At 64.5% G+C, this 16,579-nt stretch carries 15 protein-coding genes; 11 read left to right on the top strand and 4 right to left on the bottom strand.

Annotation, left to right across the window (positions count from 1 at the left end; all coding sequences use genetic code 11):
- The first annotated feature begins 98 nt into the window (after positions 1–98).
- Complete coding sequence (locus ABW18_RS05370) at positions 99–725, top strand: DUF1707 SHOCT-like domain-containing protein (RefSeq protein WP_049698094.1); 627 nt, start codon at positions 99–101, stop codon at positions 723–725.
- Positions 726–767: 42 nt separating this feature from the next.
- On the opposite strand, the gene ABW18_RS05375 is transcribed toward ABW18_RS05370, so the two are convergent.
- Positions 768–1,454 carry a TetR/AcrR family transcriptional regulator gene (locus tag ABW18_RS05375; protein ID WP_049698095.1) on the bottom strand — a complete coding sequence of 229 codons (687 nt, stop codon included), beginning with the start codon at positions 1,452–1,454 and terminating at the stop codon, positions 768–770.
- An 86-nt stretch (positions 1,455–1,540) separates the two neighbouring features.
- On the opposite strand from ABW18_RS05375, the gene ABW18_RS05380 reads away from it, so the two are divergent.
- A complete protein-coding gene (locus tag ABW18_RS05380) occupies positions 1,541–3,061 on the top strand; it encodes an MFS transporter (protein WP_049697911.1) in 1,521 nt (506 codons plus the stop codon).
- Positions 3,062–3,154: 93 nt separating this feature from the next.
- Here the strand turns inward: ABW18_RS05380 and ABW18_RS05385 are convergent, their stop codons facing one another.
- Complete coding sequence (locus ABW18_RS05385) at positions 3,155–4,093, bottom strand: AEC family transporter (RefSeq protein WP_049698096.1); 939 nt, start codon at positions 4,091–4,093, stop codon at positions 3,155–3,157.
- 167 nt (positions 4,094–4,260) lie between these two features.
- Between ABW18_RS05385 and ABW18_RS23355 the strand changes: the two genes are divergently transcribed.
- From ABW18_RS23355 to ABW18_RS05400, 3 genes are all read left to right on the top strand, one after another.
- Positions 4,261–5,184: a DUF4190 domain-containing protein gene (locus ABW18_RS23355; RefSeq protein WP_049697912.1), complete on the top strand. Its 924-nt coding sequence runs from the start codon at positions 4,261–4,263 to the stop codon at positions 5,182–5,184.
- Between the two features lie 274 nt (positions 5,185–5,458).
- Complete coding sequence (gene rpmF / locus ABW18_RS05395) at positions 5,459–5,632, top strand: 50S ribosomal protein L32 (RefSeq protein WP_005174583.1); 174 nt, start codon at positions 5,459–5,461, stop codon at positions 5,630–5,632.
- A gap of 122 nt (positions 5,633–5,754) precedes the next feature.
- Positions 5,755–6,393 carry a trimeric intracellular cation channel family protein gene (locus ABW18_RS05400; RefSeq protein ID WP_049697913.1) on the top strand — a complete coding sequence of 213 codons (639 nt, stop codon included), beginning with the start codon at positions 5,755–5,757 and terminating at the stop codon, positions 6,391–6,393.
- 41 nt (positions 6,394–6,434) lie between these two features.
- On the opposite strand, the gene ABW18_RS05405 is transcribed toward ABW18_RS05400, so the two are convergent.
- Positions 6,435–7,205, bottom strand: coding sequence for an SDR family oxidoreductase (locus ABW18_RS05405; RefSeq protein ID WP_049697914.1), 771 nt, complete (start codon positions 7,203–7,205; stop codon positions 6,435–6,437).
- Positions 7,206–7,448: 243 nt separating this feature from the next.
- Here ABW18_RS05405 and ABW18_RS05410 point away from each other — a divergent pair, with 243 nt between their 5' ends.
- Together ABW18_RS05410 and ABW18_RS05415 are read left to right on the top strand one after the other, a co-directional pair.
- Positions 7,449–8,393 (top strand): AurF N-oxygenase family protein, encoded by a 945-nt coding sequence (locus ABW18_RS05410; RefSeq protein WP_049697915.1) that lies wholly within the window; start codon positions 7,449–7,451, stop codon positions 8,391–8,393.
- Positions 8,393–9,988, top strand: a complete 1,596-nt coding sequence (locus ABW18_RS05415; RefSeq protein ID WP_049697916.1) for a 4Fe-4S binding protein — start codon at positions 8,393–8,395, stop codon at positions 9,986–9,988. Before ABW18_RS05410 ends, ABW18_RS05415 begins: the two co-directional genes overlap by 1 nt.
- Positions 9,989–10,015: 27 nt before the next feature.
- Here ABW18_RS05415 and dctA read toward each other — a convergent pair whose 3' ends face one another.
- Positions 10,016–11,431 (bottom strand): C4-dicarboxylate transporter DctA, encoded by a 1,416-nt coding sequence (gene dctA, locus ABW18_RS05420; RefSeq protein WP_049697917.1) that lies wholly within the window; start codon positions 11,429–11,431, stop codon positions 10,016–10,018.
- 173 nt (positions 11,432–11,604) lie between these two features.
- Between dctA and ABW18_RS05425 the strand changes: the two genes are divergently transcribed.
- From ABW18_RS05425 to ABW18_RS05440, 4 genes are all read left to right on the top strand, one after another.
- The gene (locus tag ABW18_RS05425) at positions 11,605–12,291 is read left to right on the top strand and encodes a response regulator transcription factor (RefSeq protein ID WP_005207267.1); all 687 of its coding nucleotides are present in this window, start codon (positions 11,605–11,607) and stop codon (positions 12,289–12,291) included.
- Positions 12,291–13,781, top strand: a complete 1,491-nt coding sequence (locus ABW18_RS05430) for a sensor histidine kinase (RefSeq protein WP_049697918.1) — start codon at positions 12,291–12,293, stop codon at positions 13,779–13,781. Before ABW18_RS05425 ends, ABW18_RS05430 begins: the two co-directional genes overlap by 1 nt.
- Before the next feature lie 171 nt (positions 13,782–13,952).
- On the top strand, positions 13,953–15,389 hold the full coding sequence (locus ABW18_RS05435) for a S1C family serine protease (RefSeq protein WP_049697919.1): 1,437 nt from the start codon (positions 13,953–13,955) through the stop codon (positions 15,387–15,389).
- 126 nt (positions 15,390–15,515) lie between these two features.
- The gene (locus ABW18_RS05440; RefSeq protein ID WP_049697920.1) at positions 15,516–16,169 is read left to right on the top strand and encodes a MogA/MoaB family molybdenum cofactor biosynthesis protein; all 654 of its coding nucleotides are present in this window, start codon (positions 15,516–15,518) and stop codon (positions 16,167–16,169) included.
- Positions 16,170–16,579: the final 410 nt, after the last annotated feature.

Consider the following 16,579-nt stretch of genomic DNA (forward strand, 5'->3'; position numbering starts at 1 on the left):
AGCCTGAGCCGGCCAACGCTGAGCCCGCCAAACCTGATCTGACCAAGCCTGATCTGACCAAGCCCGGTCCCGCCCCGTACGAGACCGCCCGGTCCGAGATCGCGGCCACCGGCGACACACCCGCGCCGGATCACCGACTCAGAGCAGCCGACGCCGACCGCGAACTCGTCCACCAAATCCTCTCCGCGGCGATGACGAGTGGCGCACTGACGCCGAGTGAGTACGAGGAGCGGGCGCTGAAGGCTTCTACCGCAAAGACTTTCGGCGATCTCGATGCCTTGACCGACGATCTTCCCGTCGGGCAACTCGGCGTGCCCCTGCCGCGGCCAGGCGATCCGTACCCGACAGGTGTGACGCGTCCCGGCACGGGATCGGGACGTAAGCCGGTGCGGCATCGCCTCGCCATCATGTCCGGCTCAGAGCTGAAAGGCCATGCATCGGTTGCAGATCAGCTCGAGGCGACAGCGATCATGGGCGGTGTCGAGATCGACCTACGCGAAGTCGAGTTCACCGAACCGGTCTTGACTGTCCAGTGTGTGGCGATCATGGGTGGCGTCGACGTCATCGTGCCGCCGGATGTGACCCTCGAAGTCGGTGGTCTCGCCATCATGGGCGGATTCGAGAGCAAGGCCGATGGGCCCGGGCGTCCGGGGGCCCCGACGGTCCGTGTGACCGGATTCGCGTTGATGGGTGGCGTGGACGTGAAGCGCAAGGAGCGTCGTTGATCGCGCCCGCGCGGCGTCGCTGATCGCGCCCGCGCGGCGTCGTCAGTCGATGCGACCGTAGATCATCCGCAGGATCGCAATGGTGAGTGTGTCCAGCGCGGCGTCGTCGTCGGCAGTGGTGGCGGTTGAACTTTGTCCGTCGCCCGCCGGCGTAGTGGCCGTAGACGATGTCAGTTCACTCAGGCCCGCGTCGCGCATCACGGCCACGAGAAGTGCCAAGTCTGCTGCGGGCGGACCGTCGGGTGCCAGTCCTGCTGATCGATCGCGCTCGATCTTGGCCGCGAGTCGCTCGACGAATCGGGCGCGCGCTCTCGCGAGGAAGTCCTGGAGCGGCGCGTAACCGGAGGTGTATCCGGTCTGGGCTGCGCACGCCATGATCGATCCGTTCGTTTTCCAGATCGCGGCGACGGCGCCGAGTTGCTCGCGCAGGCCGTCGGCGTCGGGTCCGTCGGCGTCGAACCAGTCGTGAGTGCTGGCGAAGTCGTCCCAGATCCGTTCCATGAGCGTCGTGAGAACGGCCTGCTTCGACGGAAAGTAGAAGTAGAAGCTGGTTCGCGAAATGCCCGCCGCGGAAGAGATGTCGTCGATGGTGACGTCGTCGATCGGATGATCGGCGAGAAGCGAACGCATCGCGCTCAGTATCTGGTCTTCACGCTCGTCGCCTTTGGTGCGAGCACCTCTACGGCGGGCCGGGTGGGCCTGCGGTTCGTCGGGCGCCTTGGTCGTCATACATCCCATAGTAGGAAATCCGGACAATTTCGACTAGTCGTCGATAAAAATCGACGCAGCGTCGATTCTGTTCTAGATTGGCTCCTATGACACAAGCGGCAGCTCAGGAGCAGGCACCCTCGAAGGTGCGCTCGTCGACATCACTGATCGTCGTTGCCGCGGCGGCGTCCGTGCTGTTGCTCTCGATGATTCAGACCCTCGCGGTGCCCGCCCTGCCGCAGATCGGTCAGCAACTCGGCGTATCGCTGACGACGGTCGGGTGGGTGACGACGGCGACGATGCTTGCGGCGTCGGCATTCACTCCGCTGTTCGGTCGTCTCGGCGACGTCTACGGGCACAAGCGCGTGATCGTCGCGGTGCTGGTGATCACGCTGGTGGGCAGTCTCATTGCAGCACTGGCGGATTCGATCGAGTGGCTGATCGTCGGTCGAGTGTTGCAGGGTGCGAGCTTCGGGCTCTTCCCGCTCGCGATCAGCGTGTTGCGGCAAGAATTGCCCCGCGAACGTCTCACCGGCGCGATGGCGATCACCGCGTCGTCGTTGGGAGTGGGCAGCGGGCTGGCGCTTGTGGCAACAGGTCTGCTCACACAGGGAAATGCCGACTACCGTCGCATCTTCTGGCTGTGCGTCGCGATGGCGGTCGTCGTGCTGGCGCTGGTCATCTTCGCGATTCCGTCTCGACCGGGAGCGGGCGGACGCGTCGACTACTTCGGCGCGCTGGTGCTCGCGGTCGGCCTGGTGTGTCTGTTGCTGCCGACGTCGCAGGGTCATACCTGGGGCTGGGGGTCGGCGCGAGTGATCGGGTTCTATGTCGCCGCCGTCGTCGTGCTCATCGGTTTCTGGGCACTGCAGAGTCGACGCGGCGAGCCGCTGGTGTCCGTCGACTTGCTCAAGCAACGAGCGGTTCTCGCCACGAACGTTGCGTCGTTGTGTGTCGGGTTCGCGATGTTCAGCGTGTTCCTCGGCGCGACCTACTTTGTGCAGACGCCGGATGCGTTGGCGGGCTACGGGTTCGGTGCCTCGGTCCTACGGACGAGCGTCGCGTTCATGCTTCCCGGCGCGATCGTGTCGATCCTCGTCGGGCCGGTGGCGGGAGGGCTGGTCGGACGGGTGGGTCCTCGAGTCGTGCTGCTTGGCGCGACCGTGATCGGTGTCGTCGGGATGCTCATGCTGACCTTCTTGCACGAGAACACCGGTGAGATGATCGCGGGACTCATCGTTGCGAATGTGGCTGTGGCCGCGGCATATTCGGCCATGCCTGCGCTCTTGGTGGAGAACGTCGAACCGCACGAGACCGGCATCGCCAACTCGATCAACTCCATCATGCGCACCGTCGGTGGCGCGATCGGCAGTGCGGTCATCATCACTGTGCTCGCTGCCGAGGTCGCGATTCACTTCGTCGGAGGCACCGCGGTCTCGCTTCCGACGGAGAATGCCTACCGCGTGGCGTTCCTACTCGGCGCGGGTGCGTTCGCGCTCGCTGCCCTGCTTGCGCTCTTCGGGATTCCACGTCGAAGCCGGCACCACCTCACGGCACATCAGCGTGAGGAAGAGATCGCGCTCGGTGCTGCGGGCGAGTTCGCGACCGGGTCGGTCGACGTCGACTGAGCTGGTCGCGGCCCGGTTGCGCGGGACCGGCCTCAGTTGTGTGGGACGTAGAGGTACAAAAGTGCCCCCGAGGATCCCACGCAACCAGAATGGTCAGGCCAGCAACCAGGCGATTACCGCGATAACAGGGATCGACACCAGGGTGGTGAGTAGCGCGGTGTCGCGTGCGAGTACCTGCCCTCGCCGGTAGCGCGTCGCGTAGACCAGCACGTTCTGGGCGGTCGGCAATGCTGCGATCACGACCTGCGCGAACAATGTGTGTCCCGACTCGCCGAAGCCCCATCGCGCGACCACGTACACCAGCGCGGGCATGAACAGCATCTTGAGCACGGTCGCAAGCGCGACCTCGCGCCGTGGACTCTGCCCCTTCTTGAACAGAGGCACGCCAGTCAGCGACATTCCGAAGGCCAGGAGCGCTGCGGGCACCGACGCACTGCCGAGCATTTTCATCGGTTCGAGGATCGCGGTCGGCGGGTGCCACCCGATCAGCGAGACGACCACTCCGATCAGCCCTCCGATGACGATCGGGTTGGTCAGCGGGAGTCGCACGGTGTCGCGCAGCACCGACTTTCCCGCGGTGCGGTCGAGCGCCGTGACGTCGAGTACGCCCAACGCCAGCGGCGAATAGATCAGGATCTGAAACAGCAGCAGCGGTGCGATGAACGAGGCGTCGTCGAGAACGAAGATCGCTATCGGCAGACCGAGATTGACGCTGTTGACGTACGACGACGAGAGTGCGCCGATGGTCAGCTCGGGTATGTCGCGACGCCGCAGCAGCCCGCGCGCGAGCACAATATAGAGCGTTCCGGTGGCAAACGCCGAGACTCCCGCGATGACGAGCGTCGATGAGAAGATGACCGAGAGATCGGAAGTCGCCAACGACGTGAACAGCAGTGCTGGCGTGCAGACGAAGAACACCAGTCGTGACAGCACGTCATGTGCGTGTTCACCGAGGACCTGCGTGCGCCCAAGGGCGAATCCGATGGCCACCAGGATGAAGATGACGGTGAAACCGGAGACGACGCCTGACACTCGGATGAGTGTATGCAGCCGCACTTTGTGTGCTTTCACTAAGCTGGCGTCAGGTTTGGAGTGGCCTGGCCCTTTTGGGTGTGCACGGTCCCTCTAGCAGTACGGTCGGCGCGGCGATGACGCCGACGGCGAATCCCACAGAGACGAACCCAGAGAGGTGAACGCAGATGTCCACTCCGCACGGAGGTTCGAACGCATCGGATCCAGAGCGTCCCGACAAGACCCCGACCGGCTCCGACGGCACCGGTTCACCAAGTGCTGACGCACCACGGGCGACGCCGAGCGACGATGCCACCTCGCTGATCAAGCGGCCCAACCCCGCCGACTCTTCGGGATCAGGTTCGGCGGCATCGGGTTCAGCAGGATCGGGTTCGACGCCGAGCGCAGGTGCGCCTGAGTCTCCGACAACCAAGTTCGACCCGTCTGCTTACGGCCAGCCCTCACAGGGCGAGCCGACCTATCAGCCGCCCCAGTACGGTTCGACGCCGGACTATGGCTCGGGCTCGCAGGCTCCTCAGTACGGTCAGACACCCGACTACGGCCAGGCTCCCCAGTACGGTCAGACACCCGACTACGGCCAGGCTCCCCAGTACGGCCAGCCCTCGGCGCAGCCCGACTATGGCACCCCGCAGGGTTTTGGTCAGCCGTCCGCCGAGCAATCCCCGTACGGTCAGCCGGGCTACGGCCAGTCCCCGTACGGTCAGCCCGGCTACGGTCAGCAGGCGTATGGCCAGCCCGCCTATGGTCAGCCCGGCTACGGTCAGCAGGCGTACGGGCAACCCGCGTACGGTCAGCCGGGCTACCCGGCAGCGGGACAGACGACGAACGGCATGGCGATCGCGTCGCTGATCGTGTCGGTCGTCGGAACCCTTGCGTGTTGCTTCACCATCGTCGTTCCGGCAGTCGGCCTCGTGCTGGGCTTTGTCGCTCGTAAACAGATCAGTGACTCCAACGGAACCCAGACGGGTGACGGCATGGCGCTGGCGGGCATCATCGTCGGCGCGATCGGCGTGATCATCGGCGTGCTCTACTGGATTCTCGTCGGCGTGAACGCGATCAACCTGGATCTGAGCGACACCTCGACGTACTGACGGTGACAGTTCGCACCCGACGTCGGCGCCGGTCAGCTCGGTCGTTTTGGAGGTTGACCGCGCGACCGGTAGTCTAGAGAGGTTGCGTGCTGCGCCCGAGGGTTGCGTGGCACGTCCACCACGCCGGTCGACGCTCCACTCTGTGGAGAACGGACGACCTGAGGGCACGGTCCGCGAGGGCCACGGTTGCAGGTCTGCGAGGACCACAGTGACCTGTCCGCGAGGACCACAGTGACACACAGTCCGTAAGGACACAGTAGAGAAGGGCACAACCATGGCTGTACCGAAGCGCCGGATGTCGCGGGCCAACACCCGCAGCCGTCGTTCGCAGTGGAAAGCGGACAACCCCGCGCTGCAGGAGGTCAAGGTGAACGGTGTCGCTCAGCGCATCCCGCGTCGTCTGGTCAAGGCTGCGCGCGCTGGCATCATCGATCTCGACCGCCGCTGATCGCGACATAACCTCAGCGACTTAAATCCAGCACAACTGCCGCAACGTCCCAGACGTTGCGGCAGTTGTGCTGTTCTGTGAAGTACGCCGCTAGAGAAGTACGACGTGAAGGCGAGGTGCCGATGCTGCTCGCGATCTTGAACATCGTGGGTATCGGGGTGTTCGCTGCGTCGGGAGCGTTGGTCGGAATCCGCAAGGACTTCGACATCTGGGGGATCGCGACGGTCGCCGTGCTGACCGGAGTCGGCGGCGGCATACTGCGCGATCTTCTGCTCGGCATCACCCCGCCCTCGGCGCTGGACAACTGGGTCCCTGTCACGACAGCCCTGATCGCCGCACTGGTGACGGTGATCTTTCACCCGTCGTTTGCGCTGCTGCGTCGAACGATTGTCGTCCTCGACGCGATAGGCATGGGATTGTTCGCGGCCACCGGTGCGAGTATCGCGATCGATCATCACGCGCACGCCTTCGCTGCAACCCTCATCGGGATGCTGGCAGCGATCGGCGGCGGCGTCTTGCGTGACGTGCTCGCCAACGAGATTCCGTTGCTGCTGCAACCGGCTGATCTCTACGCCGTGCCCGCAATCGTCGCCGCCGCGGTGGTCGCGATCGGCAGGACGTACTCCGATCTGCCGTCGCAGGTCTGGGTCGTCGCAGGACTCGTCGTCGGCGCGCTGCTACGTCTGGTTGCGCTCGTCCTCGGTTGGCGACTGCCGATGGCGCCACGCGGCGTCGGCTACAACCGGCGTCGTCGCGGATGACGGGCGGCGATATACCTTCCTCACCGCCCGTCTCGCGGTGACTACTGAGCGATGACCTTGTTCACCAGTCGGTTGAGCGAGTTGGGGATGAACTTCGCCGCGTTGCCCAGGACGAGCGTCTGGGTGCCGACGGAGTAACTCGTGCGGTGCAGCCGCAGATCGTTCTTGGTGGGATGGACCGACTCCCAGATCTTGTCGGCGACCTGCTCGGGCGTGATCCGCACGCCGAGCGTCTTGGTCGACTTGGCGTCGTTGGCCGCGAGCGCGGTCTTGGCCCACAGCGGCCAGATGCTCACCACGCGGATGCCGTCGGGTTCCCACTCGAGTTCGAGCGCCTCAGTGAGACCCGCGACGTAGAACTTGCTCGCGCTGTAGGTGGCGATGCCCGGCTGCCCGTAGATCGCCGACGCCGACGCGATGTTCACCAGGTGCGATCCCGGCGTCTTCTTGAGGTATCTGTGCGCGGCCTGAGCGCCCAGTGTGACGCCGAGAGCGTCGATGTCGATCTGGCGGCGCACGGCGTCGGGGGAGATGTCGGCGAGTTTGCCCTCGGTGAGGACGCCGGCGTTGTTGTCGAGGACGTCGAGGGTTCCGCCGGTGTGTGCGGTGAAGTCGGCGAGAGCGTCGTCCCATTCCTTGGGGTCGCGGACGTCGATCTTGCCGGTGATGAAATCGGGGTGGTTCGCCTTCACCTTGTCGAGCGCGTCGTTGTCGACGTCGTACACGCCGACGGTCCACCCCTCACGTGCGAAACGCTCCGCCGTGGCCAGGCCGATACCCGCGGCCCCGCCGGTGATGAAGATCGATGACATGAGGTTCCTGCCCTTCTGAACTGCGACGACGTTCCGCTTCCGTAACTTACTCGCCAGTATAGATGTCCGAGTTGTTTACTACGTCACACCGGGGTGCTATCTTGACAACAAGCGTTGATATGACATCGGTTGTTGATATGACACTGGTTGTTGATACGAAACAGATCGTCATCACCTTACTGCTGTGCCAGTGAATCCAGGTCGCCAAGTTCCGCCGCAGGCGGAGATGGGAAGTCGAGCATCATGACTGCTGCAATGGACCGCACCGAACCCACCGACGATGTCGTCGGCAATGTCGTGAGTATTCGTGACGAGGGTGCCGACGCCGTGTCCGAGCGTCTCCTTGCGTCGGCGGCGCGGCTCTCGCGCAACGCCATGACGGAGATCGACTGGAGCCTTCCGATGGACCCGACCAAGTACGGGTGCAGCCCGGAGTGGTCGTCGCTCTACGGCACGGACTACTGGGACGAGATGACCGAGGAACAGCGGATCTCGGTGACCCGTCACGAGTTCGCGTCGATCATGAACATCGGCATCTGGTTCGAGATGATCCTGCAGGAGATGGTCATCCGCGACCAGTACCTCGGTGCCTATCACAGCAATGAGTTCCAGTTCGCGCTCACCGAGATCGCCGACGAGTGCCGTCACTCGATCATGTTCGCCAAGGCGTCGGAGAAGATGGTCGGTACGTCGTACAAGCCGACCAAGTGGGTTGGCCGCGCGGGCAAGCTGTTCAAGCGCACCGCCAAGAACGAGGTCGCGTTCGCAGGCATCCTGGTCGCCGAAGAGGTGCTCGACGTCTTCCAGCGCGGCTGCATGCGCGACGAGCGGGTGCTTCCGTTCATCCGTACCGTCAACGAGATTCACGTCCTCGAAGAGTCGCGCCACATGAAATTCGCGCGTGAAGAGGTTCGCGATTCGATGAAGGGTGTCGGCTGGTTCCGCCGTCAGTTCAGCGCGCTCTACGTCGCGCTCGGCGGCTACTTCATCGTGTCGAGCCTTGTGCAGCGTCAGGCCTTCGTCGACGCCGGGCTCGACGCCGATCGCGCTGTCGCAGAGATGAATACCAACTCGCACTTCCACTCGATGATCCGCGGTAGCTGTGCGCACCTCATGGAGTTCCTCGACGAGGTCGGCCTGCTGACCGAGCCCGCCGCGTACTACTACCGGAAAGTGCACATGCTCTGATGTTCGTCATCACTCAGTCCTGCTGCAGCGACGCAGCATGTGTATCCGTGTGTCCGGTCAACTGCATCCATCCGACGCCGGAGGAGCGCGGTTTCGGCACCTCCGACATCCTGCACATTGATCCGCAGGCATGCATCGACTGTGGTGCGTGTGCGGATGCGTGCCCCGTCGACGCGATCTTCCCGGCCGAGAACCTCGGCACCAGGGACAAGGTCTTCATCGAGATCAACGCCGACTACTACAAGAACAACCCGGACGTGAAGTCGGGCTGGTCTGACGTTGTCTATCCCGAGATTCCGAAATTGCCTGCGGGACTTAGGGTTGCGCTGGTGGGCACCGGACCGTCGGGCGGCTACGCGCTGCGTACGCTGCTCGACCGCACCGAGGCGTCGGTCACCGTTATCGACAAACTGCCGACACCCGGCGGACTGGTTCGCGCGGGCGTCGCGCCCGACCATCCCGGCACCAAGGGCGTCTTGCGCGGATTCGATCTGCTCTACCGCGATCCTCGCGTCACGATGGCGACCAACGTCGAGGTCGGCGAGTCGGACGGTCAGATCACGCCCGCCGAACTTGCCGAGCACTTCGACGCGGTGTTCTACGCTGTCGGCGCGAGTGAGTCACGGCGCCTTGGCATTTCGGGTGAGGACCTGCCCGGCTCGACGTCGGCGACCGAACTCGTCGCCTGGTACAACGCGGTTCCGGGTGCCGACGCGGCTCCGCCGATCCGACGCTCGACCGACGCCGATCCGGCGAGCGGCCGCGCCGTCATCGTCGGAACCGGAAACGTGGCCCTCGACGTCGCGCGAATCCTGGTGTCGCCACCGGAACTGTTGGCCACCACCGACATTGCCGACCGCGCGCTGGGCATCCTGGAGGAGCAGAACGTCCACGAGGTTGTCCTGCTGGGCCGTCGAGATCAGGCGCACGCCGCCTACACATCGGCCGAATACCGTGCGCTGTCGACGATTCCGGGTGTCGAGGTGCTCGTCGTCGACGACGCCGACGGAGCCGGAGTTCCCGACCTCACCGGGCCTGCGGACCCCGACCACCGACGAATTGTGTTCCTGTTCCACAGCACTCCCGACGAGATCCTTGGCGACGAGCGCGTCGAAGGCGTGACCGTCACGACCGGCGGGCAGACACATCGGATCGACGCCGACCTCGCCGTGCGCAGCATCGGATACCGCTCGGTTCCCATCGCGGGACTTCCCTTCGACGACGCTCGCGGACTGTTCCCCAACGTCGACGGACGGATGCTCGACGACTCGGGCGAGATCATTCCCGGTTCGTACGTGCTCGGCTGGGCCAAGCGCGGTCCCAGTGGCGGCATCGGGGCGAACAAGAAGTGCGCCCAGTTGACTGTCGAGGACTTCATCCGCGACGCGGTCGACGGCAAACTGATTCGCACTACGCGTCAGCCCGGCGAGTTCACCTCTTTGCTGCGCAAGCGAACTCGACACGTCATCGGCTATCGCGGTATGCGCGCGATCGACCGGATCGAACGTCGACGCGGCTCCGAACAGGGCCGTCCGCGGGTGAAGTTCACCCGCGTGGGCGACATGGTCGGCGCCGCCGGCTGGCGTAAGCGGTAGCAGCCCAGGGCATTCGACCTGCCCCGCCTAGTCCTGCTTGGCTTCGGACTCGACGGTGTGCAGGCCGAGTCCCTCCTCCTCGGGGAGTAGTTGTTTCTCGCCGGTGAGCGGGTTGGTTTCCTCGAGCGGGGGAACCGGCTGGCCGTCGAGCACGAGTGTCATTCTCTCCTTGTCGAGTTCGCCTTCCCACGCGGCCACGACGAAGGTGGCAACGCAGTTGCCGATCAGGTTCACCGACACCCGCATCGAGTCCATGATGCGGTCAGCGCCGAGCAGAAGGGCAACGGCGGCAACGGGAATCGATCCGTGACCGATGGCCGAGATCGTGGCCGACAATGCCAGAAACGACGAACCCGGTACGCCTGCCATGCCTTTCGACGTCAGCATCAGCACCAGCACCGCCGTCAACTGCTCGCCGAGGCTGAGGTGCACGCCCATCGCCTGTGAGAGGAACAGCACACAGATCGAGAGATACAGGGTCGCGCCGTCGAGGTTGAACGAATAGCCGGTCGGGACAACGAGACCCGTGACGGACCGCGAACACCCCGCGTACGTCAGCTTGGTCATGATGCGCGGCAGCACCACTTCCGTGGACGCGGTGCCGAGTGCGACGAACAGCTCGTCCTTGATGTAGACGATGAACTTCCACAGGTTGACGCCTGCGAAGACCCGGACGATCACCCCGAGAACCAGGATGAACAGCACCGCCGCGAGGTAGCAGCATGCGATGAGTTTGCCGTAGCTGCCCAGCGACGAGATGCCGTACTGGCCGATGATGTACGCCATCGCGCCGAACGCTCCGAGCGGAGCCAGCTTCATGATCCAGCCGATCATGGTGAAGAAGACGTGGCTGGACTGATCGACAAACCCGAGCACGATGGGTGCCTTCGCGCCGACCTTGGCGAGTGCGAGTCCGAAGAGGACCGCGAAGAACAGCACCTGCAGTAGCTCGTTCTCAGCGAAGGCCGAGATCGCCGACGTCGGGATGATGTTCATCAAGAACTCGACGGTGTGGGGGAGTTCGCCGTCGCTGGTCTTCTTCGCGACGGCTTCGGCTCCGGTCGCGAGGGTTTCGGGATTCACGTTGAAGCCGGCGCCGGGTTTGACGATGTTGCCGATCACGAGCCCGAAGATCAGGGCGAACGTGGTGACGACCTCGAAGTAGGTGAGTGCCTTGATCCCGATCCGCCCGACGGCCTTCATATCGCCGACGTGTGCGATCCCCAGAACCACCGTGCAGAAGATGATCGGCGCGATCAGCATCTTGATCAGCTTGATGAAACCGTCTGCCAGCGGTTTGAGAGCAGAGCCGAAGTCCGGCCAGACCGCGCCGACGACGATGCCCGCGACGATCGCCACCAGCAACCAGGTGAACATCGATCGGTACCACGGTGTTTTCGACGACTCGACCGGACCTTCCGAGAGAGCGATGTCTGTTGTCATCGCGCAAGTGTCCGACGCCTCGGGTGCGGCACCGTGAGCGAGCTGTTGCGCACAGGTAACAACCCATCTACGTGCCCGACGTCGTGCGTCGACGCCCGCCAGGCATCACGAAGTTAGGGGTAATCCGCGAGTTGCTCAGCGGGTTCTCAGTCGAAGTGGATAAGACTATCTACATGCGCATTCTTGTTGTCGACGACGACCGGGCGGTCCGCGAGTCGCTGCGCCGCTCGCTGACGTTCAACGGATACACCGTCGACACGGCGGGTGATGGCATCGAAGCGCTGGAGAAGATCGTGGCCGAACGGCCCGATGTGGCGATTCTCGATGTGATGATGCCCCGGCTCGACGGTCTCGAAGTGTGTCGTCGACTCCGGTCGACCGGCGACGACCTGCCGATCCTGGTGCTCACCGCCCGCGACACGGTCTCCGAGCGGGTGTCCGGCCTCGACGCGGGCGCCGACGACTACCTGCCCAAGCCGTTCGCTCTCGAAGAATTGCTCGCGCGACTGCGCGCACTGCTGCGTCGCGCGGCACCAGAGGAAGACGCCGACTCGGAGGCGCTCACCTTCGCCGACCTCTCACTCGACCCGGTGACGCGCGACGTGTCACGCGGCGAACGCCAGATCAGTCTCACCCGCACGGAGTTCGCGCTCCTGGAGATGCTGATGGCCAATCCGCGCCGAGTGCTCTCGCGCAGCCGCATCCTCGAGGAAGTGTGGGGATACGACTTCCCGACCTCGGGCAACGCGCTCGAGGTCTACGTCGGATACCTGCGTCGCAAGACCGAAGCCGACGGCGAGTCGCGGCTGATCCACACCGTGCGCGGCGTCGGCTACGTGCTACGTGAGACGCCGCCGTAGTGCCGTCTGTGCTTCGACTCCGCCTCGCACGGCTGTGGTTGCGGGTGCGTCCGAAGGGCAAGTCAGGCGAGATGCGCGACCCGATGCCCTTGACCCGGTTGGTCTCGCTGCGCCTACGCGTCACGCTGTTGTCGGCGACGGTCGTTCTGGTCTCGGTGAGTTTGATGGCCGCCGCCGCGTATTTCGTGGTGTATCGCGCGATGTACAACGAGGTCGACAACCAACTCGAGTCCCGCGCCGACGGCATGACCGCGCTCGCGAAGATGGGGACACTCAACGACAGGCCCGAGTCGCTGGTGGCGGGAACGGTGTTCTCCACCAACATTTCTCTCGCGCTGGTGAAACCGAGCGGGCAGACCTACCTCGTCGGTTCGGTGCCGTTCGAGGACGTGGAACGCAAAGTCGCGCGCTCGCCGTCGAATCCGGGAAACAACCTGCAGAGTCTGCGAACGGTCAACAATCAGCGGGTGCTCGCGCGCAAGCTCGATGACGGCAACACCCTCATCCTCGCGCAGAGTCTGTTGCACACCGATCGTGTCCTCAAACGACTGGCGTGGGTGCTCTTCGTCGTCGGTTGCGGTGGTGTCGCGCTCGCGGCGGTTGCCGGCACGACCGTCGCGCGCGCGGGTCTTCGACCGGTGGCCCGCCTCACTCGCGCTACCGAACGGGTCGCCCGCACGCAGGACCTCACGCCGATTCCGGTGGCGGGAAACGACGAACTGGCCCGTCTCACCGAGAGTTTCAACACCATGCTGCACGCGCTGGCACAGTCGCGTGACCAGCAGGCGCGTCTCGTTGCCGACGCAGGCCACGAATTACGTACTCCGCTCACGTCATTGCGCACGAATCTCGAATTGCTCATGGCCGCAAGCGAACCCGGCGCGCCCGCGGTGCCTGCGGCCGACATGATCGAACTCCGCTCCGACATCGTGGCCCAGATCGAGGAACTGTCGACTCTGGTGGGCGACCTCGTCGACCTCGCGCGCGAGGACACCCCGGAGGTGGTCTTCGAGGAGGTCGACCTCGACGAACTCGTCGAAACAGCGCTCGAGCGAGTGCGTCGACGCCGCGTCGACGTCGAATTCGAGGTGCATCTCGAGCCGTGGTTCGTGTTCGGAGAGCAGCACGGGCTCTCGCGTGCGGTGGTCAACGTCCTCGACAACGCAGCCAAGTGGAGTCCGCGTGGGCGTTCGGTGCTTGTGACGCTGCGACAACTCGACACCGGTATGGCCGAATTCGCCGTCTCCGACGCAGGCCCTGGTATCCCACCGGAGGACCGTGAGTTGGTGTTCGAACGCTTCTATCGGTCGACGCAGTCGCGGTCGATGCCGGGTTCCGGGCTCGGCCTCGCGATCGTGCGGCAGGTCGTCGACCGGATGGGTGGGACCGTCCGCGCTGATCAATCGAGTCTCGGTGGCGCGATGATCACGATGACGCTGCCCGGACGACCGACGCCCGTGGAACCTTCGCCGAAGGTGATTCGTCAATAGTTTCGGGAGACGACACGTAGGCCTATCGCTTACCTACCCGAACAGCGGGTCCCATAGTGTTGAGCCACAAGTGAGCGCTGGACGAGAACGCTGTCCGGCGTCGAATATCGGTCGATTGGTCCGCAGGCTGGCAAGGCGCGGTCCGAACAAGGCGAGGAAAGAAGCGCGACGATGACAGGTGGAGGCCCGCACGGGGGGAATCCGTACGGAAACGACCCGCAGACCGGTGGATTTCCTGCGTACGGCTCGGGTCACGGCGATGGTCAGCAGAGTCCCGGCGGCCAGCAGAGTCCCGGCGGCCAGCAGGGCTTCGGTGGGCAGCAAGGTTTCGGCGCACCTCCGACGCAGCAGTACTACGGACCGCCCGCCGGTCAGCAGCCCAACCAGTGGAGCGCGCCGGGGTCGACGACTCCGCAGGACCAGACTTTCAGTGGTTTCCAGCCCGGGTCTCCGTCGGGATTCGACACGTCGGACACAGGCCAGTCGACGCCACCCAAGAAGTCGCGCGGCGGCCTCGTCGCAGCACTCATCGGTGGAGCGCTCGTGATCGGTTTGGTCGCAGGAGGCATCGGCGGCGTCGTCGGAGCAAAGGTCTCCGACGATGATTCGACGTCGAGCAGTTCGGCGCCGCTTGGCGGCGATCCGAACACCAACAGCGAAAGCGTTGCTGCCGCGCCCGCGGGGTCGGTGCAGGAGGTTGCCGCCAAGACGCTCCCGTCCGTGGTGTCGATCGACGTTGTCAGCGGGTCGGAGGCGGGCGAGGGCTCGGGCGTCATCCTCTCCGAAGACGGATACATCATGACCAACAACCACGTGGTCGCCGGTTCCTCCGGCAGCGGTAAGCCGTCGGCGATCCAGGTGAACTTCCAAGACGGCACGCGCGCAGCGGCGAAACTGATCGGCGCCGACTCGATCTCCGACATCGCGGTGATCAAGGTGGAGAAGAACGACCTGCTACCCATCAATGTCGGAACGTCGAAGAACCTGGCAGTCGGGCAGTCGGTCATCGCGATCGGCGCACCCCTCGGGCTTCAGGGAACCGTCACCACGGGCATCATCAGCGCGTTGAACCGTCCCGTATCAACCTCGCGCGACGGCGGCACGACGTCGGTGATCGACGCCATTCAGACCGACGCCGCGATCAATCCGGGCAACTCGGGTGGCGCTCTGGTCAACGCCAGGGGCGCCCTGATCGGTATCAACACCGCGATTGCGTCGCTCGGGGCGTCCGAACAGCAGCAGAGCGGCAGCATCGGGCTCGGCTTCGCGATCCCGATCGACCAGGCCATCCGCGTCGCCAACGAACTACGAAACAACAACGGTAGGGCGACGCACGCCAGCCTCGGGGTGTCGGTGCGCCCGAACAGTCCCGCGAGCACGCCGGGTGCTGTGGTCTCCGATGTCACGGCCGGTGGCCCAGCTGCGCAGGCGGGTATCCCCAAGGATGCGGTCGTCACCAAGCTCGATGACAGGACCATCGCGTCGGGTGACGCGTTGGTCGCCGCGGTGCGCTCCCACGCACCCGGCGAGAAGGTGACGGTCACCTATGTGGCGAACGGACAGACCCGAACAGCGTCGGTGACGCTGGGAACGCTCACCACCAATTGACGGCGCCGGCGGCCGACCGCTCGAGCATCTGCCCCCGAGCGATCTGTCGCCGACTGATCATCGAAGCCCCTGATCTGAGACCATGATCAAGGGGCGAGAACAGGCGAGAACGAGAAAGAGGCGAGCATGATCGAATCCAGCCGCAGTCCGCAAGGCTCAACCCTTACCGACGACGCGTCGAGCGTGATCGATCCGATCGCGCTGGAGGCCTCCGAGGTCGATCCCGCCGACGTGGTCGCCGCGGACGCTGCCGCGCGCGAGTTCGTTGCCCGCCATAGCAGTGAGGCGGCCGGGACCTTGGGCGACGAGATCGGTAGAGCACTGGTTGTGGTCGTCGACGACCAGATTGCGCACGGTGAGGTTGCCGATTCGCTCGGCCCGCTGGTCGGCGAGCTGCTCAACGAGGCGGGCTTCCACGTCGACGCGACGCTTGCGGTGTCCGGCGACGAGATCGAGATCCGCAACGCGCTCAACACCGCGGTCATCGGGGGCGTCGACCTTGTTGTTTCGGTCGGTGGCGTCGGTGTCGGTGCTCGCGACGTGGCTCCCGAGGCCACCGAGCCGCTGCTCGACCGCCGACTTCGCGGTATCGAAGAAGCGGTCCGAAGCTCCGGTCTCGCCGCGGGGGCGACAGACGGTGGACTGTCGCGGGGGCTCGCGGGCATCTCGGGGCAGACGCTCGTGGTCAACATCGCCGAGTCGCGTGCGGCCGTTCGCGACGGAATGGCTACCGTTGCGCCCCTCGCGAAGCACGTAATCGAGTCGATCAGCGAGTTCTGAGTCGGGCTAATCGAATAGTGCGCAAATATCAGGAAATGCGCACGTGTGCATAACTTCGGTTCACATTGTGTTCACGGAGAATTCGAAAGCATGCCATTCTCTCGCTGAGACGGAATAGTCGATATGTCGCAAGAAGGCTCGAATCGTGAGACGCCGGACGGTTCACGACGGAAATCGAGGCATCGTCGCAGGATCGATGACGTTTTCGGCGACGACCTCCCCGAGACCACGTCGGACGAGAGTGACGAAGGTCACATAGGCGATTCTCAGGAGTGGTACCGGGCCCAGCGGCCGCCGCATTACGAGTGAAATGTCGCTTCCGGCATAGCGGGCGCAGGGTGTTTTCCATTTGTTAACACTTTTCCTGACGCTGACGTGAATTCTCCCTGTGTAATCGTGTAAGAGAATCT

The sequence above is a fragment of the Gordonia jacobaea genome, assembly GCF_001186365.1.
Lineage (GTDB): Bacteria > Actinomycetota > Actinomycetes > Mycobacteriales > Mycobacteriaceae > Gordonia > Gordonia jacobaea.

Excerpts from the sequence above, each read along its gene's own strand:
- ABW18_RS05375 (WP_049698095.1), bottom strand. The coding sequence starts at position 1,454 with ATGACGACCAAGGCGCCCGACGAACCGCAGGCCCACCCGGCCCGCCGT.
- ABW18_RS05380 (WP_049697911.1), top strand. The coding sequence starts at position 1,541 with ATGACACAAGCGGCAGCTCAGGAGCAGGCACCCTCGAAGGTGCGCTCG.
- ABW18_RS23355 (WP_049697912.1), top strand. The coding sequence starts at position 4,261 with ATGTCCACTCCGCACGGAGGTTCGAACGCATCGGATCCAGAGCGTCCC.
- rpmF (WP_005174583.1), top strand. The coding sequence starts at position 5,459 with ATGGCTGTACCGAAGCGCCGGATGTCGCGGGCCAACACCCGCAGCCGT.
- ABW18_RS05400 (WP_049697913.1), top strand. The coding sequence starts at position 5,755 with ATGCTGCTCGCGATCTTGAACATCGTGGGTATCGGGGTGTTCGCTGCG.
- ABW18_RS05405 (WP_049697914.1), bottom strand. The coding sequence starts at position 7,205 with ATGTCATCGATCTTCATCACCGGCGGGGCCGCGGGTATCGGCCTGGCC.
- ABW18_RS05410 (WP_049697915.1), top strand. The coding sequence starts at position 7,449 with ATGACTGCTGCAATGGACCGCACCGAACCCACCGACGATGTCGTCGGC.
- ABW18_RS05415 (WP_049697916.1), top strand. The coding sequence starts at position 8,393 with ATGTTCGTCATCACTCAGTCCTGCTGCAGCGACGCAGCATGTGTATCC.
- dctA (WP_049697917.1), bottom strand. The coding sequence starts at position 11,431 with ATGACAACAGACATCGCTCTCTCGGAAGGTCCGGTCGAGTCGTCGAAA.
- ABW18_RS05425 (WP_005207267.1), top strand. The coding sequence starts at position 11,605 with ATGCGCATTCTTGTTGTCGACGACGACCGGGCGGTCCGCGAGTCGCTG.
- ABW18_RS05435 (WP_049697919.1), top strand. The coding sequence starts at position 13,953 with ATGACAGGTGGAGGCCCGCACGGGGGGAATCCGTACGGAAACGACCCG.
- ABW18_RS05440 (WP_049697920.1), top strand. The coding sequence starts at position 15,516 with ATGATCGAATCCAGCCGCAGTCCGCAAGGCTCAACCCTTACCGACGAC.